This window comes from Flavobacterium cauense R2A-7 (assembly GCF_000498475.1).
Lineage (GTDB): Bacteria > Bacteroidota > Bacteroidia > Flavobacteriales > Flavobacteriaceae > Flavobacterium > Flavobacterium cauense.
Window position 1 is genome coordinate 495676 of sequence record NZ_AVBI01000019.1, and the last position, 22754, is coordinate 518429.

The following is a 22754-nucleotide window of genomic DNA, read 5'->3' on the forward strand; positions in this document are numbered from 1 at the left end:
CGGATTAATACAATCCTTCTATGGATAAATAGCGTTCGCCTGTATCGTAATTGAAGGTTAAAACTGTTGCTCCTTCCGGTATTACTTCTATTTTTTTGGCTACAGCAGCTAACGAAGCACCTGTCGAAATTCCAACTAATATTCCTTCCTGTCTGGCAATTTTTCTGGCATAATCAAACGCTTCATCTTTACCAACTTGAATGATTTCATCAATCAATTCGTTTTGCAAAACGGAAGGCACAAATCCGGCTCCGATACCTTGTAAAGGATGGGGTCCCGGTGATCCACCACTCAAAACAGGAGACAATTCCGGTTCTACGGCGATTACTTTCAGGTTGGGAAATTTGGCTTTCAATACTTTGGAAACACCTGTAATATGTCCGCCAGTTCCAACTCCGGTAATCAGATAATCAATCCCTTCCGGAAAGTCACTAATGATTTCCTGTGCCGTAGTTTTTTCGTGTGCTGTTACATTTGCAGGATTGTCAAACTGTTGCGGAGACCAGGCGTTTGGAATTTTCGCCACTAGTTCATTGGCTTTTTCGATGGCGCCTTTCATTCCTTTTTCACGAGGCGTTAGTTCGAATTCCGCACCGTAGATTTCCATTAATTTTCTGCGTTCCACACTCATGGATTCCGGCATTACCAGAATGACTTTATATCCCTTAACGGCAGCTACCAAAGCCAATCCGATTCCTGTATTTCCCGATGTTGGTTCGATAATAATACTATTCGGTTTTAAGATTCCCTTACGTTCTGCATCTTCAATCATTGCCAGAGCAATTCGGTCTTTGATGCTGTTTCCCGGATTGTTCTTTTCCAATTTAATCCACACTTTTTTAGCATTTCCAAACAAGTTTTGAAGTTGCACAACCGGTGTATTTCCTATCGTTTTTAAAATGTTATTTGCTTTCATATTCTTCAGTTATTAATAATTTTCTGTTTTTTATACTTCTCCTTCACCCTGCCTAAATCACAAAATTCAAAGGCTCGGGAAAGGGCAATTTGTTTTTAATGATAATTTCACTTTTATGATACACCAAGGATTGTTTCGGAATGGAATGGGTTATCCAGACGTTACCGCCAATTACTGAATTCTCTCCTATTATTGTATCGCCTCCCAAAACAGTTGCATTGGCATAAATGATGACGTTATTTTGAATCGTCGGATGGCGTTTACTCTCGGCTTTCTCTTTACTGACGGTTAATGCACCTAAGGTTACGCCCTGATAAATTTTAACATCGTTGCCAATTACCGAAGTTTCGCCAATTACAATACCGGTGCCGTGATCAATAAAGAAACGAGCTCCAATTTCTGCGCCGGGATGAATATCGATTCCCGTTTTACTGTGTACATATTCCGAAATCAAACGCGGTAAAACCGGTACGTTGTTCTTCCAGAGTTGGTGCGCCAATCGGTATATCGCAATGGCAAAAAAACCGGGATAAGCCACGAGTACTTCATCTCGGGATTTCGTAGCCGGATCAAAACGAAACAGCGTTTCCAAATCAGCTTCCAACTGACTGTGAATCGCAATAACAGCATCAAAAAACGTTTTTACTTTTGCTTTGATGTTTTCAGGATCGGTAAGAATATTGTTTAGAATTGCTGTCAATTCCGACTGCAATTCTGCTTCTTTTTTAAGGAAGAAATTATAATCCGCATAAGATTCTTCTATCGAAAAAAGCCAACTGAAAATGTTTTCAATCCAAGCTTCTGTCCTAGCTTTATCAGGTAGTTTTTTAACTTCCCGACTGTTTCTTTTGTAAATCGGATGTTCCATCACTTAAGCTAAAAACATGAGCGCGCCCACTGTATTAAAAGTCGTCTCATCTACTAAAATGGCGTTACCGCTTTTCGAATTTTCTTCGAACGAATCAAAGAACAACGGTTGATTTGCCCGTAATGAAATCTGACCAATGTCGTTAAGTTTGACTTCTTCTGCATCGTTAAATTGCCACTGATTAACATCCCATTTTCGGTCTACAGATTGGATTTTTATCCTTACACTTCTAAATCGGTGTTGCAGAATATAAGTTTTACCGATTTGCAACGGAGCGTTATCAAGCCAGCAAATCCAGGTTTTCAATTCGTTAGACGTAATAGGAAGTTCATCTGATTTAACAATACTGTCACCCCGACTGATATCGATATTATCTGCTAAATGCAACACAACATTTTCACCCGCTATTGCTTTTTCAATGGTTTGTTGCTGCTTTTCAATTTTCACAATGCTGGTTTCAATTCCGGAAGGAAGTATTTTGACTTGATCGCCAATCTGATACTGTCCGCTTAAAATTTGTCCGGCGTACCCGCGATAATCGTGATTTTCTTCATCTTTCGGGCGGATTACCCATTGTACCTGAAAACGGGAAGCCAGATTTTCTTTTGAAGGCACTTCGATATGCTCCAAAGTCGACAATAACGTATCTCCTTCAAACCAAGGCGTTTTTAGAGATTTCGCAACAATATTATCACCCACCAAAGCACTCACTGGGATATAGGCAATTTCATCGTAAGCAAGTTCTCCTCTAATCGCTTCAAAAGCATTTTTGATATCATTGAAAATGAACTCTGAATACTCCACCAAATCGATTTTATTGATGGCGATAATTGCTTTTTTAATGCCCATTAAAGACCCGATGCTGGCATGTCTTTTGGTTTGCAACGTAATTCCTTTTCGGGCATCGACCAAAATGACAATCAGATCCGAATTGGACGCTCCGGTTATCATGTTTCGCGTATATTGTTCGTGTCCGGGAGCGTCAGCAATGATGAATTTTCGTTTCTTGGTTGAAAAATATTTATAGGCTACATCAATGGTAATTCCCTGTTCGCGTTCGGCACGCAACCCATCGGTGATTAATGATAAATCAATTTCAACGCCTTCCTGTTTTGTTTGTTTTTGTAAAACCCCCAACTGATCGGTATGAATACTATCGGAATCGTAAAGTAATCGCCCTATCAAAGTGCTTTTACCATCATCAACGTTTCCGGCGGTTATAAATTTTAGTGTGTTCATCTTTTTCTTTTTTACTTATTTCTTATCCCTTTCTCTCTTCGTTCTTAAAAGTACCCCTGTTTTTTGCGGTCTTCCATTGCGGCTTCCGAAAGCTGATCATCCAATCGCGTTTGTCCTCTTTCGCTGACTCTGGTTTGAATAATATCATCGATAATATCCTGAATTGTAGCGGCTTCGGAAGGAACAGCAGCCGTACAGGTCATATCGCCTACAGTTCGGTAGCGTACTTTCTCTACTACAACCGTGTCGGTTTCCAGCGGTTGAATGAATTCGGAAGTTGCCACCAGCTTATCCTGATGCACAATACATTCCCTTTCGTGAGCGAAATAAAGATTAGGCAATTCGACATTGTATTTCTTAATGTAATTCCACACATCTAATTCCGTCCAATTGCTGATTGGAAAGACCCGAACGTTGTGCCCTTTTTGAATTTTTCCATTCAGAATATCCCATAATTCAGGACGTTGTAGTTTTGGATCCCATTGTCCGAAATCGTCACGTACGGAAAAAATGCGCTCTTTGGCTCTGGCTTTTTCTTCATCACGACGGGCGCCCCCGATGCAGGCATCAAATTCATTTTCCTGAATGATATCTAAAAGCGCGTAAGTTTGTAATGCATTTCGGGAAGGAAAGCGACCTTGAGTTTCTTTGAGATTGTATTTTCTGATGCTGTCTTCCACTGATGCCACAATCAGTTTTTCACCAATTTTATTCGCCAGATAATCTCTGAAAGCGATGGCTTCCGGAAAATTATGTCCGGTATCAATGTGTACTAATGGGAAGGGAAATTTCCCGGGACGAAAGGCCTTTAAAGCCAAATGCACCAATACGATAGAATCTTTTCCACCCGAAAAAAGCAATGCCGGTTTTTCAAATTGCGCGGCGGCTTCCCGAAGAATGTAAATCGCTTCATCCTCCAATTGATTTAAATAATGTGTTGAATTGCTCATGTTAAATACTGTTTTATCTGTGTTCTATTCTCTATTTCTAAAAACTAACCGTGTAATCCGCATTCTTTTTTGGAAGCTTCTTCCCACCACCACCTGCCGGCTCTGAAATCATCACCCTCTTTAATGGCTCTGGTACAGGGTGCGCAACCGATGCTTATGAATCCTTTGTCGTGCAAAATGTTATAAGGAATTCCGTTTTTGTTGACGTACTCTTTGACTTGTTGGGTTGTCCAATGCAGTAAAGGATTGTATTTATAAAGCTGATTTTGCGCATCCCACTGAACGATTTCAAGTGAATTTCTATTAGGAGAATGTTCTGCTCTTAAACCTGTAATCCATACTGTTGTGCCTTTCAATGCTCTTTGAAGTGGTACTACTTTTCGGATATTGCAACATTGTTTTCTTAAATCGGTACTTTCGTAAAATGGATTAATACCCTTCTCGTTTACAAACTGTTCCAAGGTTTCATTTTCAGGATAGTAACTTTTAATTTTTTGGCTGTAATGCAATTCTGTCTGATGCCATGTTGCATACGTTTCCTGAAAAAGTCTGCCGGTATCAAGTGTAAAAACCTCAATATTTTCTATTTGATTAGAGAAAATCAGATCGGTAATCAATTGGTCTTCAATCCCAAAACTCGTCGAAAACACTACTTTCCCCGAAGTATTTTCCACTAAAAGCTTCAGGTTTTCTGCGATATCTTGATTATCGGTTAATTGTTTTATGATTGTTGTTTCCATTATTCTTTTTTTTTATAAATCTTACTATTGGGCATAAAAAAAGCCCCTTGAAATCAAGAGGCTTACGTTTGTTTAAAATATTATTTACAGCAAATAATACGATAGACGGCCTCTTGCGAAGTTTCGCATACAACACATCATCATCATACAAACTGCAGATGTAAGTAAAATTGTTATGGTCGTTATCGTATTCATTTTAGTGTAATTTGTTTTGTTATTTCAATTTGGTGCAAAAAAAAACTCCTCAATTGCTTGAGGAGTTTTGCTGTTATATTTTTAGTTTAAAAACATTAACGAATAGCAAGCGACCCCTCAGTATCTGAGCAGCACATCATGCACATCATCATATTTAAAACTTGATTTTTCATTTATTTGTGGTTTTTCAACGCTGCAAACTTATAGCATTTTTCCAATACGTTCCAAATAAAAAACAGAATTTAAATTATTGTATAGCTAAAATTGCCCCTTAAAAACGTACTTTCAAATAGATAATCATCAATAATTACAGTTGTTTTTACTTTTTTTGATAAAAGAAACATTTTCTGTCGTTAAACGAAAAAAACAGTCATTTCGGAACAATTTTCACATAAAAAAAGGACTTTTTTTTTATCGTATTATTAGTTTTTGAGTTGTGATTTTAGTGCTGGAAATCACTTTTACAAAATAAATACCCGATGGTAAATTCAATTGCATGGTTGTAGTGTCTGAAAAATTCTGACTCGCTACCAGTTGTCCGGTATAAGAATACACTTCTGCTTTTGCGCTACCCTGAATACCTGCAATGGTAAGTTTATCATTAGCCGGATTCGGGTACATCATAAATTTCAAATCCGTAACGTCATTAGTTCCTAAAGTGGAAGACCATGGTTCTCCGGCATGAACTCCCCAGATATAATCGGCAAGATTAGGATAATCAATAAACGGGTTACGGTTTACCTGCCAGGTGTAAATGTAATTGTTTCGGTTCATTTCGAAATCATCTCTCGGATCGGAAGTATTCCATGTTAATAAAGTAGCTAAATCGCCAATATTACCGGAAGGAGTTACCCCATCTACCATATATTCCGACGGATCGCCATTCACCACATTCAGTGCATTGAAACGAACCGCCATATAAAATACTGCTCTTGCCACATCTCCACGCCAGGAGCCCTGAGTTCCAACAGGCCCAGCATAAACAGTAGCGGAAGCAATCGGTCCGTAATTTTTATTGTTTCTGGATGAATTTTCCTGACCATTTTCTGCACGGATGTGATGCGCATCGGAAACTCCGTCTGATGTCGTTGATGCACTTGTCGAATTCCAGACACTTATTCCGTCAGCCGAATCTCCGGGAGCTACGGTAAAACCACCTCTTGACTGGCAAAAAATATGCTCACGGTTCCATTTTCCCACAATACTGCTTCCTTGTTGCTGATCTACTTTAGCCATTGGCTGTTCAATATACATGCACCAAACCTGATTGGAATTCAACGGATTTTGGTCGGCCGTTCTTAAAATTTCCCAAATGTCAGCATAGCTATGTAAATGTACACCAGGATTAGCAATAATATTCTGAACCGCTTGTTTTAAAGCAGCACCGGATAAACCTTCCAACGAACTGTAATAACCAGCCGGAGCTGTGCTTGTTACCACTCCGTAAGTCGGATTTAAAGGCGTTCCCCATGGTGACACAATAAAATTGATATCATTAACACGAGCCGTAATATTATTATTCAGGATGATATATTCAGCCGGAACCGCTCCGATGGTTAACATTAACGTTTCGTCTCCGTCATTTACAAGATCATCTGTAAATTGAATTACAGTAGAAACGGTATTGGTTCCGGTTGTGATTGTAACATTGGTATTTCCGGTAAAATCTGCCGATGTAAAAGTGCCGTTATTCATTGTAAATGACAAATTCAAATCGGATGTAACATTCGTATCAGTAGTAAAAGTTACTGTAACACTTTGTCCTTCCGTAAATGGCGGAGTAGCAGAAAAAGTAGTTGCAATACCGTTATAAATTATCCCGGTGCCATCATTATTCGCTCTCGGTGTAGGTGCTTTCACTTCATAAGTTCCGTCTGCTTTTCTTTGGATGGACTGGGTATCTTTTAAACCATTAACATTTTCGTTATAGCTTACTGTTTCTCCTAATGCAGTCATCAAAGTTGTTGCAGTAGTTGTCCCACCAATATGATAAACCAATGCATCTACAAGATTTGTTGCTGTTGCCGGTGTGTTTAAAGGAAAATCAGTTGCATCTCCTAAATAAATTGCTACCGCATCTGGGCCGTTTTGAATAGTTGCCTGTGGGATAATAAAAGAAGGTGAAGGAGAAACTTGTAAATTTCCTAAAAGAATGTTTCCATTACCATCCGTAACCAATCCATCCAAATCAACAGCATAATAGCTGATATTGGACAAACCATTTGTTGAACCGTTAAAAAACACCACAACATAACCGTCCAAAGCAAAGTTCGGAGTTGCAGATTTCAATTCGATAAATTCTTTTACATCCGTAGAAGGCGTGTCGGCATCTAATTCATTAATTACAACCTGACCGAAAGACGCATTTGAAAGTAATGCGATACATAAAATAAGTAGTTTTTTCATCATCTCCGCTAAAATTTGGGGCAATAAAATTAGACAATTATTATCGAATAAAAGCCTGTTATTGAAAAGTTTACGTAAAAACAAACATCCTGTAAGAAAAGTAATAGCTATTTATTTTTTATTATCTGAATAGTATGACAAACCGATGTTTTTTCTAAATTTACAACTTAGTATTATCTGCAAAACCAATAAATCCATTGAGAATTTTATATCGTTTTCTTCTTTTTAATTTTCTGCTTCTGAGCATCACTACCGTTTTTGGGCAACATAACAACTCCATGCTTGTTTATGCCGAACCCGAAAACAAAACCTTTACCGTGGAACAGGAAATCACCTATTTCAACAGCACAAAAGACACCGTAAAAGATTATATCCTCAACGATTGGAACAACGCTTACTCAGATAAAAATTCACCGCTTGCCAAACGCTTTTCAGATGAATTTTACCGCGGTTTTCATTTGGCAAAAGAAAGTGATCGCGGCCTTACAACCATTATTTCAATTATCGATCAGAACAATCGTGTTTTGGAATTTTCCAGACTTAAAAATCAAATCGATTTAATTGATGTTCATTTGGTTAACCCTATTTATCCAAATCATAAATTTAAAATCAAAATTAAATATACTGTCCGCATTCCGGATCAACGTTTTACGCGTTTCGGAGCGGATGAAAATTCCGGGAGCCTCTATTTAAAAAACTGGTTTTTAACGCCGGCGCGAATTGAAAAAAACAACTTTGTAAAAAACAGTAATGAAAATCTGGATGACATTGCCAACGGACTTTCTGATTATGATATCAAAATGGTTTTACCTTCCCGAATGCATATTTTTACCGATCTTGAAACTACCAAAGAATCGGAAAATAATAATGAATCGGTATATCTTTTAAAAGGAAGAAACCTTCAGGATTTCAATTTAATATTAGAATCCACCCCTACTTTTTCCAATTACAAAAACAACAATTCGGAGGTAATAACCAATTTGAAAGACAAAAGGCTCAACGATTTTCAGAAAGCCATAGTTATTGATCGGGTAGTGAATTATGTGGCCGAAAAACTAGGTCCCTTACCACAGCAAAAAATAGTGGTTTCTCAAGTGGATTATGACCGAAATCCATTTTACGGCTTGAATCAGCTGCCTTCTTTTATCAGTCCGTTTCCAGACGAATTTTTATATGAATTGAAATTCTTAAAGACCTACACTCAAAACTACCTTAAGTCTGCTTTACACCTGAATCCGAGAAAAGATACCTGGATTGCAGACGGGATTCAGACGTACATCATGATGCAGTACATCAAAGAGCATTATCCGAATATGAAAATGATGGGAAGCCTTTCCGATTATAAATTGCTGAAAGGTTTCAATCTTTTTAAATCCGATTTCAACGATCAGTATTATTACTTATACCTCTTGATGGCGCGTAAGAATCTCGATCAGCCTGTTGGTGATTCCAAAAGTTCTTTCATCAAATTCAACGAACAGATATCGGGTAAATACAGAGCCGGTATGAATTTATACTATTTAAATGATTTCTTAGGCAATGAAATTGTATCTCAAACAATAACCGATTTCATCAAATTAAACCAATCGAAGCAAACCGAGGAAGATGATTTCAGAGCCTTGTTAGAACAAAAAACCAACAAAAACCTGGATTGGTTTTTTACAACCGCAGTACATTCCAGAAAACTTATTGACTTTACATTCGGTAAGGTAAAAAAAGACAAAGACAGTATTCATGCAGTGATTAAAAACAGAACCAAAACCAATGTTCCTATTTCGGTTTACGGTATTAAAAACAACAGCATAGTCTTTAAAAAATGGGTAGAAAACGTCACTACCGATACTGTTATCACTTTTCCAAGAGAAAATACAGACAAAATTGTATTAAATTACAATAATGAAATTCCGGAATACAACTCCAGAAACAATTGGAAATCGCTCAAAAGTTTCTTCGGTAACAACCGTCCCATTAAATTCACATTTATTAAAGATTTAGAAGATTCCAATGTCAATCAGATATTTTATGTTCCTGAATTCTCCTATAATCTTTATGACGGAATTTCTCCGGGCTTGAGTTTTCATAACAAATCATTATTAGACAAACCTTTTATTTTTGATATCACTCCGGTATATTCTTCGAACACTAATTCCCTTATCGGAGGAGCATTTTTTACTATCAATCAAAATGTTCGCGAAGACCGGCTTTACAATATTCGATACAGTTTGGGCGGTTCTACGTATCATTATGCTCCCAATGCGGCTTATACCAAAATATCTCCTTCCATTTCGTTTCGATTCAGAGATTTGGATTACAGAGCTAATAAAAAAGAAAACGTTACCATACGGCACATATTTGTAGACCGTGAAAAATCGCTTTTTGTAACCACTAAAGACGAGAACTATTCGATTTTTAATATACGGTATTCAAAAGGAGAATCCGAAATCACAAGAGTATATAATTTAATGACTGATGTTCAGATTGCCGATAATTTCGGAAAACTGTCCGGAGAAATCCAGTACCGAAAACTATTTGAAAACAACCGACAGGTTAACCTGCGTTTTTTTGCCGGTGCGTTCATGTATCGTGATACCCGCTCTGAATTTTTCAGTTTTGGAGTAGACCGGCCTACCGATTACCTTTACGATTATGGATTGCTTGGCCGCTCTGAAAGTACCGGACTTTACAGTCAGCAATACATTATGGCCGAAGGCGGATTCAAATCTAAATTCAACACGCGTTTTGCCAACCAATGGATGACTACTGTAAACGGTAGTTTTAATATTTGGAACTGGGTTGAAATTTATGGCGATTTAGGTTTGATAAAAAACCAATTCAAATCGGCTGACTTTTTGTATGACAGCGGGATACGACTGAATCTTGTACCCGATTATTTCGAATTATACTTTCCCGTATACTCCAATAACGGTTGGGAAATTGCCCAAGACAATTACGACGAAAAAGTGCGTTTTGTAATTACGCTCAGTCCGAAAACACTTATATCATTATTCACCAGAAAGTGGTTATAATCCTTTTAATCAAAATTTTAGACATTATTTTTAGCGTATTTTATTGAAAAATACTCATTAAAAAGAATGTTTTATTAAAAATATCACATCGCAACATCTATATTTGGCAATATGATTAACAAAAGTGAAATTATTATTTTATCAGCCCATTGTTTTATATTGTCGAAATAATTAAATTTGTCAAATAACATCATTTAGAGATATGAACCAAACTGCCACTAAAGAAGCATTATCTTTTGAAGATTTCAAAACCGAAGTGCTTAATGATTATAAAGTTGCAACCATCAGCCGTGAATGCAGCTTATTGGGAAGACGTGAAGTGTTGACCGGTAAGGCAAAATTCGGAATTTTCGGCGACGGAAAAGAAGTACCGCAATTGGCTTTAGCGAAAGCGTTCCGAAACGGTGATTTCCGTTCAGGATATTATCGTGATCAAACCTTTATGATGGCTATTGGTCAAATGACAATCCAACAGTTTTTTGCCGGTTTATACGGTCATACCGATTTAGAACACGACCCGATGAGTGCAGGTCGTCAGATGGGCGGACATTTCGCAACGCATTCACTTGACGAAAACGGAAACTGGAAAAACTTAACTCAACAAAAAAATTCAAGTGCCGACATCTCTCCTACTGCAGGCCAAATGCCGCGTTTATTAGGATTAGCTCAGGCATCAAAAATATACAGAAACGTTGGCGGTATCAACCAAACTAATTTCTCCGAAAAAGGAAATGAAGTTGCTTGGGGAACCATCGGAAACGCTTCAACTTCTGAAGGTTTGTTTTTTGAAACCATCAATGCTGCCGGAGTTTTACAGGTGCCGATGGTGATGAGTGTTTGGGATGACGAGTACGGAATTTCGGTTCACGCCCGTTATCAAACCACAAAAGAAAACATTTCGGAAATCCTAAAAGGTTTCCAACGTGATGAAGACAACAAGGGCTACGAAATCATGACTGTTAAAGGTTGGGATTATCCGGCTTTGGTGGAAACCTATCAAAAAGCATCGCAAATTGCCCGTGAAGAACATGTTCCGGTTTTAATTCACGTTTATGAATTGACGCAACCGCAAGGTCACTCGACTTCCGGATCACACGAGCGTTATAAAAATGCCGATCGTTTGGCTTGGGAAGCAGAATTCGACTGTTTGGCGCAAATGCGTATTTGGTTATTCGAAAACAATTTGGCTACTGCCGAAGAAATCGAAGCCATTGATGCACAAGCTAAAAAAGACGTTTTAGAAGGTAAAAAAGCGGCGTGGGCAGCATTTGTTGAACCTATTAAAGCGGAACAACAAGAATTGGTTGCATTGTTAAATTCGATTGCTGCCAACAGCTCCAATAAAGTTTTCATTGAAAAATACGCTAACGATTTAGCTTCTATTAAAGAGCCAATCCGTAAAGATATTATTACCACCGCCCGTAAAGTTTTACGCTTAATCGTAAAAGAAAACGGAAGAGCACAACTTTCTGCGTGGATTACAGCCTATATCGAAAAAATCCAACCGAAATTCAGTTCACACTTATTTTCACAATCGGATAAAAACGTATTGTCTGCCAAAGAAGTGTTACCGAAATATGACGAAACATCAGAAGAAGTGGATGCACGTTTAGTGTTGCGAAACAATTTCGATGTGATTTTCGACAAACATCCTGAAACGTTGATTTTCGGTGAAGATTCCGGAAACATTGGCGATGTGAATCAAGGTTTGGAAGGCATGCAAGAGAAATACGGAGAATTCCGTGTAGCGGATGCAGGAATCCGTGAAGCTACCATTTTAGGTCAGGGAATCGGAATGGCCATGAGAGGTTTGCGTCCTATTGCTGAAATTCAATATTTGGATTACCTTTTATATGCGATTCAGATTATGAGTGACGATTTAGCCACTTTACAATACAGAACAGCAGGTCGCCAAAAAGCTCCGCTAATCATTAGAACCCGTGGTCACCGTTTGGAAGGTATCTGGCATTCAGGTTCGCCAATGGGAATGATTATTAATGCGATTCGCGGTATTCACGTTTTAGTTCCGAGAAACATGACCAAAGCGGCTGGTTTCTACAATACTTTATTGGAAACCGATGAACCGGCTTTAATCGTAGAATGTTTGAACGGTTACCGTTTGAAAGAAAAAATGCCAACCAACTTAGGAGAATTCAAGACTCCGATTGGAGTTGTGGAAACTATTAAACAAGGTGCTGATATTACTTTGGTTTCCTATGGTTCGACTATACGTTTGGTAGAACAGGCAGCAAAAGAATTACTGGAAGTGGGTATTGATGCTGAAATCATCGACGTTCAGTCGTTATTACCGTTTGACGTGAATCACGATATCGTAAAATCATTGGCTAAAACCAATCGTTTGCTGGTGATTGATGAAGACGTTCCTGGTGGGGCTTCGGCATTCATCTTGCAACAGATTATCGACGAGCAAAAAGGATACAAACACTTGGACAGTAATCCGGAAACTTTGGCTTCCAAAGCACACCGCCCGGCTTACGGAACAGATGGCGATTACTTCTCAAAACCTTCGGTTGAAGATATTTTTGAGAAAGTATGCAGTATGATGCATGAAGTGAATCCGGTAAAATATCCGAGTTTATACTAACAAAATATACTACTAAAAAAGCCCTGAAAATTCAGGGCTTTTTTTATGGCTTAACGATAAGTAACGATGGTGTTTTGTTTAACCATGAACTACGTTTTTCTAAAAGTTCTTTCCAGCTTCCAACACTGATTATCATCAAATCCTGTTCGTCCAACAGTGCTTTTTCGATTTTTCTCTCCACCGCAAGTTTGACATGTTTTGGATATTTTTTACTGATTTTATCAATCTTTTCATTGAACACCGAACTGCCTTTCAAATGACCTGCTTTGTCCAGAATGGTTACCATTGAATTTGAATTTTCAATAAGTTGTTTTGCATAATCCAACAGGAACAAATCGCTTTCGTCTAAAAGCAAAACAAACACATGATTGGCATTATTGAAGTTCTTATCCACCAAAATACCAACGGGCACTTCCGTTTTTGATAAAATCATAGCTGTGCTTTCATCAAAATGTGCGCTGTCAAACAGTTTTTCTTTTCCGGTAAATTTATTGATTAAACTCTCCGGACTTATAATACGTGTGGTAAATCCAAGGACTTTCCCTAAAATTGTACCGTCAAAGATCGACTGGCTCAAACTCATCAGAACCAAATCGAAATCCCCTTTATTGGATACTTCCACTACATCGTTCTCCACTTCAATGGAACTTTTAAAAATAGTGGTAATCTTTTGGTTCAATTCTTCCGAAGCCTGTAAAACCGGTTTAAAACTCGCTTCTTCATACTCATCGATATTATATGGATTAAGCTCGTTACTTGGTAGAATATGCATTGCCGTTACAATTGCATTGTTGTTCATTTTCTTTACGAAATGGTTTGCCAAACGCAATAAGGACTGACTTTCTTCGGCATTATGAAACGAAAAAAGAATTTTAAATTTATTGTTCTGAACAATTTCTTTTGGGATAATTTCAGTTTTGGATTTAAACAAATAGTTGATTAAATCTAATGCCGGGCCAGTCATGAATGTTGTGGCCAAAGCCATTATCACCATCATGGCAAAAATTTCCGGTTTCAGCACGCCCAAATCGTAACCAATGTTTAAAACGACAAGTTCCATCAAACCACGGGTATTCATTAGAGCTCCAATGGTTAAACTGTCTTTCCAGCTTTGCCCTACATATCTTGCGGTAAGTGCACTTCCGACAAATTTACCAACAACAGCAACCAGAACAATATAGCCGCAAACTTCCCAAAGATAGGCGTCGTCTAACAACCCGATTTGAGTACGAAGTCCGGTAAAAACGAAGAATAACGGAAGTAGCATTACTTGGGAAACGTCTTCAACTTTTTCTATGAAAACATTACGGAAACGCATGCTTTCCGGCATGATTACACCGGCCATAAAAGCTCCGAACAAAGCATGAATACCAATAATTTCCGTAGCGTATGAAGAAATCAATAAAGTCAGAAAGAAAATCGCAATAACCGGTTTCGTGATACTGTCCGGATTATCGTAAAGCTCCCCGATGCGTTTTAAGAACGGTTTTACAAACTTCAGCATCAGGAAAACATAAATGATTGCTAAAGCTATAATGTAAAGAGAACTTAAAAACGAACCTGCTTTTACAATCGCAATAACGGCGGCCAAAATACACCAAGCGGTAATATCATCTGCGGCAGCGCACGTAATTACCATGGCGCCTAATTTTGTTTTGTGCAAACCCCGCTCCTGCACTATTCGCGCGAGAACTGGAAAAGCAGTAATACTCATGGCAATTCCGGTAAAAAGGGCGAAAGAAATAAATTCAACACCTTCGGGAGCGAATTCGGTATAAATAAAATAAGCCAACACTAATCCTAAAGTAAACGGAATCACAATACTGGCATGACTGATTACAACTGCTTCTTTAGCTTTATTCTGAAGAACTTTCAGATCCAGCTCCATACCGACAACAAACATGAAAAGAATCAATCCGATCTGACTTAGAAACTGAAGATTCCCGAGTGAAGCCGCAGGAAACAATGCTTCTGAAAAACCGGGAAAATAATTTCCGATTACTGAAGGCCCAAGTACGATTCCGGCAAGAATTTCACCGATAACGGTTGGTTGTCCTATTCTTTTAAAAATTGCACCGAACAGCCTTGCGATGAAAACAATGGTAACAATCTGCGCCAATAAAATGGCAAGTGGGTGGGTTAAGTTATGAATTAAGGAATTAATAAACTCCTGCCACTGACTATTCTCTGAATTAGAGACGACGACATTTCTTCCTTTTTCCAGGATTTTACCGTTTTGAACCGTCCAATACATTATAGCTGAAGTTACTCCGATAATCCCGAAATAAAAAAAGCTGTTTTTGAATTTTTTCATGCTAAATCCAAGCGATTTGTGCTGTTCGCTTACAGGCATCAATATTACTAATAAAAATGGAATTATACCGTTACTAAATCAACATTTCTCACCCTTAAAAATATGACAATTATCATTTTAGTTCTCGCCACTTACCACTAATTTTGATTCTGTAAAACGTTAGGTATGACAACTTCATTAGTACAAAAATATAATGTCCCAGGACCGAGATACACCAGCTATCCAACGGTACCCTATTGGGAAGATAATAGTTTTTCGACTGAAACATGGAAAAAAACTTTTATACAATCGTTTACGGAAAGTAATACCATAGAAGGCATAAGTCTTTACATTCATTTGCCGTTCTGTGAAAGCTTGTGCACGTTTTGCGGCTGTCATAAACGCATCACGAAACGTCACGAAGTAGAAAACCCATACATAGAAGCCGTTTTAAAGGAATGGAATATGTATTGCGATTTGTTTCCGGAAAAACCTTTAATCAAAGAAATTCACTTGGGTGGTGGAACGCCAACATTCTTTTCGCCGGAAAATCTGGAAACATTAATCAACGGAATTTTCAAAAGAGCCGAAAGAGCGCCCGGACACGAATTTAGTTTTGAAGGCCATCCAAACAACACTACGCGGGAACATTTACAAAAATTATATGATTTAGGCTTTCGACGCGTGAGTTACGGTGTTCAGGATTACAGCGACAAAGTTCAGAAAGCCATTCACAGAATACAGCCTTTTCACAACGTGGCAAAAGTTACTTTGTGGGCAAGAGAAATCGGCTATACTTCTGTATCACACGATTTGATTTTCGGATTACCATTTCAGGAATTGGAAAACATTATCGATACGATTGAAAAAACCAAATCACTTTCCCCCGATCGTTTGGCTTTTTACAGCTATGCTCATGTGCCGTGGATAAAAGGAAACGGGCAACGCGGTTTTAAAGACGAAGACGTTCCGAAAGACGACGAGAAACGAAAACTGTATGAAGTCGGCAAACAATTATTGGCCAAAAAAGGGTACCACGAAATCGGTATGGATCATTTTGCACTGAAAAAAGACAGTATGTTCGAATCGTTTCAGGAAGGTAAATTGCACCGTAATTTTATGGGTTATACTTCATCTAAAACACAATTAATGATTGGTTTGGGCGCTTCTTCCATAAGTGACAGCTGGTACAGTTTTGCTCAAAACGAAAAATCAATAGAAGATTACTATGCACGATTAGCTAAAGACGAATTGCCTGTTTTTAAAGGTCACGCACTCACAGAAGAAGACTTAATTATACGCCGTCACATCTTGAACTTAATGTGTCAGTTTACAACTTCCTGGGATGAAAAGCATTTATATCTTCCGGAACTTCCAGAGATTTTGTCACGATTGGCAGAAATGGAAAATGACGGATTATTAGTTATTCAGAATAATGCCATTACAGTTACGGAAAAAGGAAAACCTTTTGTAAGAAACATTTGTATGGCCTTCGATTTACGTTTACAACGTAATGCACCGCAAACACAGTTGTTCTCCATGACTGTGTAATTATTTTTTCATAATTTTTTTTACAGTAAATTCCTTCTTAATTAATATATTTGGAAGGAATTTTACTATTTATACTATTATCAGATTTACTCTGTATTGGAAAGTGGTAACATTTAAAGCCTTTAATCGTCATAATCAAAAACGAAGTAAATCCATGACACGTATCTTAATTCAACTGTTCTTTTTCCTGTTTGGACTCCACACCGCCATTGCCCAAAACATTACCGCAAAGATTATTGATTCCCAAAGCGGCGAAAGTCTTCCCTACGCCAACATTAAGGTTAATGAAACCATAAATCTTATTTCTAACGCCGAGGGTTATTTTACGTTATCGGAAAGTAACAGTGGTGATACAGCTATTCTGAGTGTCAGTTATCTTGGTTATGCCAAACGCCAAATTACGGTGGGAGAATTGAAAAATCTGCAATACATTATCAAATTGGAACCCGGTGTTTTTGAATTGGAAACCATGACAATATCCAATATAAAACCAGATCCGAATACCATAATGGCAGAGGTTAAAAAAAATCTTCCTATTCATTATAAAAGTAGTGGCAAACTGTCGAAGAACCAACTGTTTTACCGTGAAGCCACTGTTTTCAAACCCAAAAACATCAATATTGAATTCACAAAATCAACAGGGTTTTCAAAAAAAGGTCTTGAAGCTGCTAATAAAGATTTGAATACGTTTACTTCCAAACTCATTTCCAATCCGCCGCAGGAATTTAAAGATATGCTTTGCAATTATTATTCCGGCACAAAAATGAAAGACAATAAGCCCATTTTCAGTCAAAAACTTGAAGTGAAAAAAGCAATCATTCTCAAAGACGAAAATCGTTCGTTTTCACTTGACGACATGCAAGAAACCGGAACAAATATTTTGCTGAAGCATTTAGATTCCACAAAATTTTACCGGGTTAAAAGTGGTCTTTTCGGTTCCCGTGATACAATTTCAATGCGAAAAGGATACAATGAGAAGAAAAAGAAAACGGAAACAAGCAGAGTATCCTCTTCAAAAACCGGTATTACATCGTTTGTATATCAAAACAGCTTTTTAAACAGCACTCAAATGAATTTTGTAAACCAACCTGAGTTATATGATTATACTTATGAGGGCAAAATTTACAATAATGATGATGAAACAGTATATGTTTTAAGTTTTAAACCAAGAAAAAGTAAAGCAAAACATACCGGAAAACTATACATTTCAGCAGCGGATTATGCTGTTGTTCGATGCGACTATACATTAGCGGAAGGAAAAAACCTGAACGGATTCAACATGAAATTCCTTTTGGGAGTAAAAGTATTCGAAAATATAAACAAAGGAACCCTTATCTTCAAGAAAAACCCAATCAGCAGCGGATATTATCTGCAGTATGCTTCTTCAGAATCTGGTCAGTATTTTTACATAAACAGACCTCTTAAATTTATAGAACTTACCGATAGTGAAAAAGATGTAGTTGCTTTTGATCTGAAAGTTGAAGGAAATTCGGTTGAAAAAACAGAATATCTCAACATATCGAAATCTGAAATCGATGAAACGGATTTTGAAAAAATCAAAGAAGAAGAATTTAACTACACAAAACTTCAGCGATACGATCCTAAAATCTGGAAAGATTTTGTTTCCATCGAGCCTTTAGAAGAAATGAAACAATTTAGAGTTGTTGAGTAGTCGTTTAAAAAAAATAGACAGAAACAGATAAACTAAAAAACCGCAGATTCACAATTCAGTGATTCTGCGGTTTCTTTTTACAAGGCTGTTTTACCTTAATTATGCAGTGAATTAGTTTTTCAGCATCGAAAAAATTTCGTCTTTTATAAAAAGTAATCTGGCTTTTTTCTCGTGCATTGCTTCGTCAATAACAACTTCTTCCCCCATATTAATGCGGTGGATTTCATGTTCCAGTTCATGATATTCGTCAAACAATTCTCTGAAATGAGGATCAGACACTTTTAATTGGTGAATTTTGTCTTGATGCTCCGGAAACTCGTGTAATAAATCGTGTCTTTCCATATTATCCAAATTATTAAGTTAATTTCTTACTATAAAGTTACTTATTCTGTTTTACATATCGTTTCACTCTGCACAAAAAGACTAGTGTTGCTAGGCGAAACAAAAGGAATATCCAAACCTAATCCGCGCATGATGAATAACATTCCGATGCAAACGGTTATAATTGGTATGACTTTCTGAATTTTATTGCGAATCGGTACGGTTAATAAATCTGACACATAAACCACAAGGCTCATCATCGGAATTGTTCCTAAACCGTATAAAAACATATAGGCAACACCAAGGGTTTCATTTTGCATGGCAATGGCGCCAAAAAGCGCAACATACACCAATCCGCAAGGTAAAAACCCATTTAATAGTCCGATAGTATAAAGCGCTTTGAATGATTTCTTTTTAAACTGGCTTCCCAATTTTGTTTTCACAAAGGAAATCGCTTTATAAACCGGTTTTGAGAAATTATATTGGGCGAAGACTTTTTCCGGAATTAAAACGAATGCAATCATCAAAATGCCAATGACAATAGACAACTGCTGTTGCATTCCTGCCAGAAAAAGCCCTTTACCCAACAAACCAAAAACCAAACCTAACGTCATGTAGGCTGTTATTCTGCCTATATGATACGTAAGAAGCTGTATTACTTTTTTAGTCGGATTCTTATGATCTACCGGCAACATCATTGCGATGGGACCACACATCCCAACACAGTGTAAACTGCTGATTAATCCTAATATAAGTCCCGAAAAAAACATGATTTATAAATTTATCTCTTTTTTATTCAGGTATTCTTTACCTTCATATTCCCATTCAATGGAAATGTCCCAACGACCGTCAACCAAATTTGTTTTAGGTATGAGCAAATTAGAAGAAGACAACGAAATCGGAATTTCGAAATCTAATTTCTGGTTCGACGGTCGGTATAAGGACACTTTTCCTTTTATTTTCTTGAAGTCAAAATCTTTTGGAAAAGCGATCTGCAATCCGTTTTCAGTGGATTCGATTGCGATTTTTTCACTCAGATTATTGGCATTTTGCTGCTTGTCCAACTGCCCCTGAAAGTTCAGTTCTTTTTTATAATATTCTTCAGTAACCATTTCATGGTCGTACTGCGAATCGGATTGTACTTTGAAAACGAAGTATAAAATAAACGTCATAAACAAAGCAAATGCTATCACAATTGAAGTTCCCCAATTCAATTTCATAATTTTTCTTTTTTGAAGCGAATGGCCGGTGTTGTGTCGGTTATCGCAATTCCTGCTGTTGTTGCAATCTTCCTGCGAAAAAGCAGGAAGGATTTTCTCGTCCATCAGGGCTATTCAGCCAACAATCCGCTTGTTTGTTATTTTCCCTCTTTCATGTATTCCTTTCACTTAACCCTTTCATTAATTAAAACTTCTAGGACCCAGGAAATTTGTTGTTGTGGTTTCAAGGAGCAAATCGCCATCATAAACCTCAATTTTCACTTTGGTTTTATCGCCTTTTAAAAGTGCCGGACTAATCTCAATAAACAAAGTTCCTTGCGCCAAAGCTTCTTTTTTAACTTTGAAAACCGGTTTCCCTACCACTTTAATTTCGCCTTTGATATTGGCCAGTTTAAAATGAACGTGATCGAAATCCTTAACCGTTTTATTTACAATTTTATACGTAAACACGTTACTGATTTTATCACCTTTGTGTTCAAACAACTGTCCCGGTAAACGTAAAACCGTGGCTTGTACATCATTTCGAAGGAACAACAATCCGATAAAAATTCCGGTCAGAATAGTCAAAACCGCAACATAACCTTTCATTCTAGTGGTGAAAACGAATTTTTCCTTTTTCACAATCTCATCTTCCGATGCGAAGCGAATCAGACCTTTCGGTAAATTCACACTTTCCATGATAAAATCACATTCGTCGATACAAGCGGTGCAATTTACACATTCCAGCTGCGTACCGTTTCGGATATCGATTCCGGTCGGACAAACATTAACACATTGATGGCAATCGATACAATCCCCTTTTCCCAATGCCGCTCTGTCTTCGTTTTTCTTGAATTTGGCGCGACCGTTTTCTGCCTCACCTCTTTTATGATCGTAGGCTACAACAATCGTTTTGTTATCCAGTAAAACACCTTGCAATCTTCCGTACGGACAGGCAATGATACAAACCTGTTCTCTAAACCACGCATAGATGAAATAGAAAACAGCAGTAAAAATCAATAAAGCAATGAGCGTACTGGTATTGTGTGCCGGCCCTTCCGTAACCATTTTTATGAGCTCGTGGCTTCCAATAACATAAGCTAAAAAGATGTTTGCAATCAGAAAAGAAATAATAAAAAAGATAATCCATTTCGTTACCCTCTTTCTGATTTTCTCAGCATCCCAAGCTTGCTTGTTCAGTTTAATTTGTGCACCTCTGTCGCCGTCAATCCAAAATTCAATTCTTCTGAAAACCATTTCCATAAAAATGGTTTGCGGGCAAATCCATCCGCAGAAAATACGGCCAAAGGCAACTGTAAATAAAGTCAGACTCACCACTCCGATAATCATCGTGATCACGAACAGGTAAAAATCCTGTGGCCAAAACGGAAATCCGAAAATATTGAACTTCCTGTCGATTACATTAAAAAGCAGAAACTGGTTTCCGTTGATTTTGATAAACGGTGCTGCGAACAAAAAAAGTAATAAAAGATAACTTACCCATTTTCTTCTGTCATACCATTTTCCTTTTGGGATTTTAGGAAAAACCCAGGCACGTTTGCCTTCTTTATCAATGGTTCCGATGGAATCTCTAAAACTTTCGTCCGGTAAATTTGCCATTTGATTTTGATTGTTGTTATTAATTAATTTTTACGTTCTCTAAATTAATCAATAACGGTTTATTTTTCTAGCTTATTGTTCAGTCCAAACCTCACCTTCCGGAGCTTTTGGATCTTTCGGATTACTTCCCTGAAGACTTAAAACATAACTGGCCACTTTCTGAATTTCAGAAGGTTTGATTGTTGTTTTCCAGGAAACCATTCCTTTTCCGTCACGGCCACCTTCCATAATCGTATTGAAGACGTTTTTGATTCCGCCACCCAAAATCCATTGATTATCGGTTAGGTTTGGTCCGATTGCACCTCCGGCATCAGCACGGTGACACGCCACACAGTTGGTTTCGAAAATTGCTTTTCCAGCGTCTAAATCAGCTTTTTCGGTTAATAATGTCACTTTTTCTTTGTCCATTACATCCGGTGCGGTTTTCTTGTATTCTTCAACGGCTATTTTAGCTTCGGCCATTGCTTTGTTGAATTCGGTAGTCTGATCGTCGTGTCCTAAAATGTGGAAACGAACCAGGTAAATAAAAGCAAATGCAATACAACCGTAGAACAGGTACACCCACCATGGCGGAAGTACGTTGTCTAATTCTCTGATACCATCGTATTCATGATTCAGTAATAATTCGCCTTCTTCTTCCACTTTATTGGAACGCATTAATTTGTGCATCCAATTTTTGTAAAAGGCAGTTTCCGAAAACGGAAGGTTTTCCTCTTCTTCTTTCGCTTTACGCTGTTCTTCGGTAAGCAAACTGTTTACAATATTGTGGGTTGCTTTCAGTACAATTTCCATTGCTACCATTACGAAAAGGAAAAGCAAAAGCAGTACTGAAACGATTGGATACTTTATAAAAGCCGGTCTGTCACCGGAGTCGATGAAGAATTCCAAAGCCGCAAAGAAAAGGGCAAATAAAACTGGGATTCGAACATATATTGGAAAAAACTTTTTCATGACCTGTTAATTTTGAAATTCATTTGTATCATCATTCCCAAAAGGAATATTACTCATTTCGGTAATTTTTTCTTTTTTGTACGTGAAAACCCAAACATAAAGTCCTACGAAGAAAAGAAAGAAAATAAGTAATGAAATTATCGGATAAATCTCAATTCCTGAGATGTTTTCCAAATTGTGTTTGATAAACTTTAGCATACTT

Annotated in this window: 17 protein-coding genes; 4 read left to right on the forward strand and 13 right to left on the reverse strand. The window is 37.6% G+C overall.

What is annotated here, in order from left to right:
- Positions 1-4 precede the first annotated feature (4 nt).
- The 6 genes from cysK to FCR2A7T_RS12350 all read right to left on the reverse strand — a co-directional run bounded on the left by cysK (position 5) and on the right by FCR2A7T_RS12350 (position 7317).
- A complete protein-coding gene (gene cysK, locus FCR2A7T_RS12325) occupies positions 5-916 on the reverse strand; it encodes a cysteine synthase A (RefSeq protein ID WP_023571630.1) in 912 nt (303 codons plus the stop codon).
- 52 nt (positions 917-968) lie between these two features.
- Entirely contained in the window at positions 969-1784 is an 816-nt protein-coding gene (gene epsC / locus FCR2A7T_RS12330) for a serine O-acetyltransferase EpsC (protein ID WP_023571631.1), read from the reverse strand.
- A 3-nt stretch (positions 1785-1787) separates the two neighbouring features.
- Positions 1788-3023, reverse strand: coding sequence for a sulfate adenylyltransferase subunit 1 (locus FCR2A7T_RS12335; protein WP_023571632.1), 1236 nt, complete (start codon positions 3021-3023; stop codon positions 1788-1790).
- 44 nt (positions 3024-3067) lie between these two features.
- Positions 3068-3973, reverse strand: coding sequence for a sulfate adenylyltransferase subunit CysD (gene cysD, locus FCR2A7T_RS12340; RefSeq protein ID WP_023571633.1), 906 nt, complete (start codon positions 3971-3973; stop codon positions 3068-3070).
- A 44-nt stretch (positions 3974-4017) separates the two neighbouring features.
- Entirely contained in the window at positions 4018-4713 is a 696-nt protein-coding gene (locus FCR2A7T_RS12345) for a phosphoadenylyl-sulfate reductase (RefSeq protein WP_023571634.1), read from the reverse strand.
- Between the two features lie 606 nt (positions 4714-5319).
- Positions 5320-7317, reverse strand: coding sequence for an endonuclease (locus FCR2A7T_RS12350; RefSeq protein WP_023571635.1), 1998 nt, complete (start codon positions 7315-7317; stop codon positions 5320-5322).
- 194 nt (positions 7318-7511) lie between these two features.
- Here FCR2A7T_RS12350 and FCR2A7T_RS12355 point away from each other — a divergent pair, with 194 nt between their 5' ends.
- Both FCR2A7T_RS12355 and FCR2A7T_RS12360 read left to right on the forward strand, forming a co-directional pair.
- Positions 7512-10340, forward strand: a complete 2829-nt coding sequence (locus FCR2A7T_RS12355; RefSeq protein WP_316928594.1) for an aminopeptidase — start codon at positions 7512-7514, stop codon at positions 10338-10340.
- 202 nt (positions 10341-10542) lie between these two features.
- Positions 10543-12945, forward strand: coding sequence for an alpha-ketoacid dehydrogenase subunit alpha/beta (locus FCR2A7T_RS12360; RefSeq protein WP_023571637.1), 2403 nt, complete (start codon positions 10543-10545; stop codon positions 12943-12945).
- A 43-nt stretch (positions 12946-12988) separates the two neighbouring features.
- On the opposite strand, the gene FCR2A7T_RS12365 is transcribed toward FCR2A7T_RS12360, so the two are convergent.
- Complete coding sequence (locus tag FCR2A7T_RS12365) at positions 12989-15259, reverse strand: cation:proton antiporter domain-containing protein (RefSeq protein WP_035118575.1); 2271 nt, start codon at positions 15257-15259, stop codon at positions 12989-12991.
- Positions 15260-15424: 165 nt separating this feature from the next.
- Here FCR2A7T_RS12365 and hemN point away from each other — a divergent pair, with 165 nt between their 5' ends.
- Together hemN and FCR2A7T_RS12375 are read left to right on the forward strand one after the other, a co-directional pair.
- Entirely contained in the window at positions 15425-16789 is a 1365-nt protein-coding gene (hemN, locus tag FCR2A7T_RS12370; protein ID WP_023571639.1) for an oxygen-independent coproporphyrinogen III oxidase, read from the forward strand.
- A gap of 154 nt (positions 16790-16943) precedes the next feature.
- Positions 16944-18461, forward strand: coding sequence for a carboxypeptidase-like regulatory domain-containing protein (locus FCR2A7T_RS12375; protein ID WP_023571640.1), 1518 nt, complete (start codon positions 16944-16946; stop codon positions 18459-18461).
- Positions 18462-18572: 111 nt separating this feature from the next.
- On the opposite strand, the gene FCR2A7T_RS12380 is transcribed toward FCR2A7T_RS12375, so the two are convergent.
- The 6 genes from FCR2A7T_RS12380 to FCR2A7T_RS12405 all read right to left on the reverse strand — a co-directional run bounded on the left by FCR2A7T_RS12380 (position 18573) and on the right by FCR2A7T_RS12405 (position 22750).
- A complete protein-coding gene (locus tag FCR2A7T_RS12380; protein ID WP_023571641.1) occupies positions 18573-18803 on the reverse strand; it encodes a YdcH family protein in 231 nt (76 codons plus the stop codon).
- 41 nt (positions 18804-18844) lie between these two features.
- A complete protein-coding gene (locus FCR2A7T_RS12385) occupies positions 18845-19552 on the reverse strand; it encodes a sulfite exporter TauE/SafE family protein (protein ID WP_035118407.1) in 708 nt (235 codons plus the stop codon).
- 3 nt (positions 19553-19555) lie between these two features.
- Positions 19556-20002, reverse strand: a complete 447-nt coding sequence (locus tag FCR2A7T_RS12390; RefSeq protein WP_035118577.1) for a FixH family protein — start codon at positions 20000-20002, stop codon at positions 19556-19558.
- Positions 20003-20182: 180 nt separating this feature from the next.
- Positions 20183-21601 (reverse strand): cytochrome c oxidase accessory protein CcoG, encoded by a 1419-nt coding sequence (gene ccoG / locus FCR2A7T_RS12395; RefSeq protein ID WP_023571644.1) that lies wholly within the window; start codon positions 21599-21601, stop codon positions 20183-20185.
- A 72-nt stretch (positions 21602-21673) separates the two neighbouring features.
- Positions 21674-22552, reverse strand: coding sequence for a cbb3-type cytochrome c oxidase N-terminal domain-containing protein (locus FCR2A7T_RS12400; protein WP_023571645.1), 879 nt, complete (start codon positions 22550-22552; stop codon positions 21674-21676).
- Positions 22553-22558: 6 nt separating this feature from the next.
- On the reverse strand, positions 22559-22750 hold the full coding sequence (locus FCR2A7T_RS12405; protein WP_023571646.1) for a CcoQ/FixQ family Cbb3-type cytochrome c oxidase assembly chaperone: 192 nt from the start codon (positions 22748-22750) through the stop codon (positions 22559-22561).
- Between the last annotated feature and the right edge of the window lie 4 nt (positions 22751-22754).

Bases quoted from the DNA above. Each gene is read 5' to 3' on its own strand.
- cysK (WP_023571630.1), bottom strand. From the start codon at position 916: ATGAAAGCAAATAACATTTTAAAAACGATAGGAAATACACCGGTTGTG.
- epsC (WP_023571631.1), bottom strand. From the start codon at position 1,784: ATGGAACATCCGATTTACAAAAGAAACAGTCGGGAAGTTAAAAAACTA.
- FCR2A7T_RS12335 (WP_023571632.1), bottom strand. From the start codon at position 3,023: ATGAACACACTAAAATTTATAACCGCCGGAAACGTTGATGATGGTAAA.
- cysD (WP_023571633.1), bottom strand. From the start codon at position 3,973: ATGAGCAATTCAACACATTATTTAAATCAATTGGAGGATGAAGCGATT.
- FCR2A7T_RS12345 (WP_023571634.1), bottom strand. From the start codon at position 4,713: ATGGAAACAACAATCATAAAACAATTAACCGATAATCAAGATATCGCA.
- FCR2A7T_RS12350 (WP_023571635.1), bottom strand. From the start codon at position 7,317: ATGATGAAAAAACTACTTATTTTATGTATCGCATTACTTTCAAATGCG.
- FCR2A7T_RS12360 (WP_023571637.1), top strand. From the start codon at position 10,543: ATGAACCAAACTGCCACTAAAGAAGCATTATCTTTTGAAGATTTCAAA.
- FCR2A7T_RS12365 (WP_035118575.1), bottom strand. From the start codon at position 15,259: ATGAAAAAATTCAAAAACAGCTTTTTTTATTTCGGGATTATCGGAGTA.
- hemN (WP_023571639.1), top strand. From the start codon at position 15,425: ATGACAACTTCATTAGTACAAAAATATAATGTCCCAGGACCGAGATAC.
- FCR2A7T_RS12375 (WP_023571640.1), top strand. From the start codon at position 16,944: ATGACACGTATCTTAATTCAACTGTTCTTTTTCCTGTTTGGACTCCAC.
- FCR2A7T_RS12380 (WP_023571641.1), bottom strand. From the start codon at position 18,803: ATGGAAAGACACGATTTATTACACGAGTTTCCGGAGCATCAAGACAAA.
- FCR2A7T_RS12385 (WP_035118407.1), bottom strand. From the start codon at position 19,552: ATGTTTTTTTCGGGACTTATATTAGGATTAATCAGCAGTTTACACTGT.
- FCR2A7T_RS12390 (WP_035118577.1), bottom strand. From the start codon at position 20,002: ATGAAATTGAATTGGGGAACTTCAATTGTGATAGCATTTGCTTTGTTT.
- ccoG (WP_023571644.1), bottom strand. From the start codon at position 21,601: ATGGCAAATTTACCGGACGAAAGTTTTAGAGATTCCATCGGAACCATT.
- FCR2A7T_RS12400 (WP_023571645.1), bottom strand. From the start codon at position 22,552: ATGAAAAAGTTTTTTCCAATATATGTTCGAATCCCAGTTTTATTTGCC.
- FCR2A7T_RS12405 (WP_023571646.1), bottom strand. From the start codon at position 22,750: ATGCTAAAGTTTATCAAACACAATTTGGAAAACATCTCAGGAATTGAG.